Source organism: Arthrobacter sp. Hiyo1, assembly GCF_001263615.2.
GTDB lineage: Bacteria > Actinomycetota > Actinomycetes > Actinomycetales > Micrococcaceae > Arthrobacter.
This window is the reverse complement of the sequence record NZ_DF952474.1, coordinates 183,161-185,804: the sequence shown is the minus strand read 5'-3', so window position 1 is coordinate 185,804 and position 2,644 is coordinate 183,161. Positions and strand designations below refer to the sequence as shown.

Genomic DNA, 2,644 nt, shown 5'->3' with positions numbered 1-2,644 from the left:
GGGCACGATTCCTCGCTGCTTTTCGCGGCGGGCACCGCCGGATTCGGCAACCGCCACGGAAAGGTCTGGGCCACCCACTTGGCGTGGAGCGGCAACCACGAACAATTCGCCGACACCGTGGCCGATGGCCGCACGATGATCGGCGGCTCCGAGCTCCTGGGCCCGGCCGAAGTAGTCCTCCAGCCCGGCGAGGGCTACACCACACCCGCCCTGTTTGCCGCCTACTCGGACCGTGGCCTCGACGGCATCAGCGAAGCGTTCTACAGCTGGTTCCGCTCGCGCCCGCATCACGTCCTTCCCGCGGCTTCCACGGGACTCCCCGCCGGCAAGCCCCGCCCAGTGGTCCTCAACACCTGGGAGGCCGTGTACTTCGACCACAAGCTGGACACCCTGATCGAGCTCGCCGAGTCCGCTGCGGAGCTGGGCGTTGAGCGCTTCGTGCTCGACGACGGGTGGTTCCGCGGGCGCCGCGACGATCACGCAGGCCTGGGCGATTGGTACGTCGACGAAACCCTTTGGCCCGATGGCCTGACACCGCTCATCGAAGCCGTGAACTCCCATGGCATGGAATTCGGGCTCTGGGTGGAACCGGAAATGGTCAACCTGGATTCCGATGTCGCCCGGGCGCACCCCGACTGGATCGTGGGCCCCGCGGCACTCTCCCACAAGGACGGCGGCCGCCTCCCTCTGGAATGGCGGCACCAGCACATCATCGACCTCGTCAACCCGGCGGCCTGGCAGTACGTCTTCGAGCGGATCGACGCCCTGCTCGGGGAAAACAACATCAAGTACCTCAAATGGGACCAGAACCGGGACCTCGCCGAGCACGGCCATGCGGGCCGTGCGTCCGTACACGCGCAAACCCTCGCCGCGTACCGGCTCTTCGACGAGCTCCGCAAGGCCCACCCCGGCGTCGAAATCGAAAGCTGCTCCTCAGGCGGGGCCCGGGTGGATCTCGGCATCCTTGAGCGGACCGACCGGATCTGGGGATCGGACTGCAACGACGCCCTCGAGAGGCAGACCATCCAGCGCTGGACCGGCGTAGTGGTTCCGCCGGAACTGGTGGGCGGGCATATCGGCCCCACCACCTCGCACACCACGGCCCGCACGCACGATCTCTCCTTCCGCGCCATCACTGCGCTATTCGGGCATTTCGGCATGGAATGGGATGTCCGCCACGTCCAAGGCGCCGAACGCGAGGAGCTCAAGCGCTTCATCGGCCTGTACAAGGAGCACCGGGGGCTCATCCACAGCGGCCGGATGGTCCGCGCGGACGTTCCCGACGACTCGCTCATGCTGCACGGTGTGGTGTCCGACGACGGCGCGTCCGCGCTGTTCGCCGTCGTCAGCACCCGGACGTCGTTCGCCGAACAACCCGGGCGTATCGCTGTTCCGGGCCTCGACCCCGAGCGCTCTTACAGGGTGCAAGCAATTTTCCCCGCGCCTGGCGATGCGGACTATGCCCGCACGTTCACCCAGGTGCAACCTCCGGCATGGCTGCCATCCGGGGCTGAGGCAAGCGGGCGCTTCCTTGCGGAGGTGGGGCTTCCCCTGCCGGTCCTGAACCCTGAGCACGCGTTGCTGCTCAGCATTACTGCGGTGTAGCTGCCGTTTGGTGTTTCTTACGCTGTTCGGTGTTTCTTACGCTGTTCGGTGTTTCTTACGCTGCCGCGGCGCAGCCGGGCAGCGTAAGAAACACCGAACAGGCTCGGCGCACCGATAGATTGGGAGTCATGACTGAAGCTCCCACCGCCACCGAAGCCGGTCGCGGCACCATCCTCGTCCTCAACGGCCCCAATCTGAACCTGCTGGGCACGCGCGAGCCGGAAAAGTACGGCACGTCCACCTTGGCCGACGTCGAACAGCTCGCCATGGCCGCCGCCGAGGCCAACGGCTTCACGGTGGACTGTGTCCAGTCCAACCACGAGGGCGACCTCCTGGACGCCATCCATGGCGCCCGCGGGACCGCCGTCGGGATCGTCATCAATGCGGGTGCTTACACGCACACGTCCGTGGCACTGCGGGACGCGCTCGCGGCAGTGCAGCTTCCCGCCGTCGAAGTCCACATCACCAATGTGCACCAGCGCGAAGAATTCCGGCACCACTCCTACTTGTCCCCGGTGTGCTCCGCGGTGATCGTCGGCGCGGGAGTCCAGGGCTACAAGCTGGCCATCGACTACCTCGCCACCGCGGTCTAGACCCTCGGACTAAGCATGTCCCTTGGTGGGCGGCCTACTTCTTGGTGCACTGGCCCGACGAGACGGCGTCGCTGAGCGATGGTGCTTGCTGTGCCACCGGAGAGAGCTCGTCCATGGTGAGGGCGTAGCCCACCGCCACATCCGAAGTGGTCTTGGCGAAGACAACGCCGGCAACCTGTCCCTGGGTGGTCAGCAGCGGACCGCCCGAGTTGCCCGGTTGCACGTCTCCCGCCAGCTTGTAGACCTGCTCCGGGGACGGGTTGTTGCCGTAAATGTCCGGGACCAGCAGGGTCGAGATGCCCTCCACCGCGGCCGGCTTGGACTGGAACGGACCACCATGCGGGTAGCCGGCGAAAGCCGCGGGCGAACCGGCCGGAAGATCCGGGCTCAACTGCAGCGGCGCCGTCGGGAGGCCGTCGACGGCGATGACGGCCAGGTCGCGCTGG

General features: G+C 66.8%; 3 protein-coding genes. 2 read left to right on the top strand and 1 reads right to left on the bottom strand.

Annotated features, from left to right (window positions below):
• The coding region (locus AHiyo1_RS18230; RefSeq protein WP_059389484.1) for an alpha-galactosidase at positions 1–1,605 on the top strand (1,605 nt) is incomplete at its 5' end.
• A gap of 128 nt (positions 1,606–1,733) precedes the next feature.
• A complete protein-coding gene (gene aroQ / locus AHiyo1_RS18225) occupies positions 1,734–2,198 on the top strand; it encodes a type II 3-dehydroquinate dehydratase (protein WP_059389485.1) in 465 nt (154 codons plus the stop codon).
• A gap of 34 nt (positions 2,199–2,232) precedes the next feature.
• Here aroQ and AHiyo1_RS27230 read toward each other — a convergent pair.
• The coding region (locus AHiyo1_RS27230; protein ID WP_253257447.1) for a trypsin-like peptidase domain-containing protein at positions 2,233–2,644 on the bottom strand (412 nt) is incomplete at its 5' end.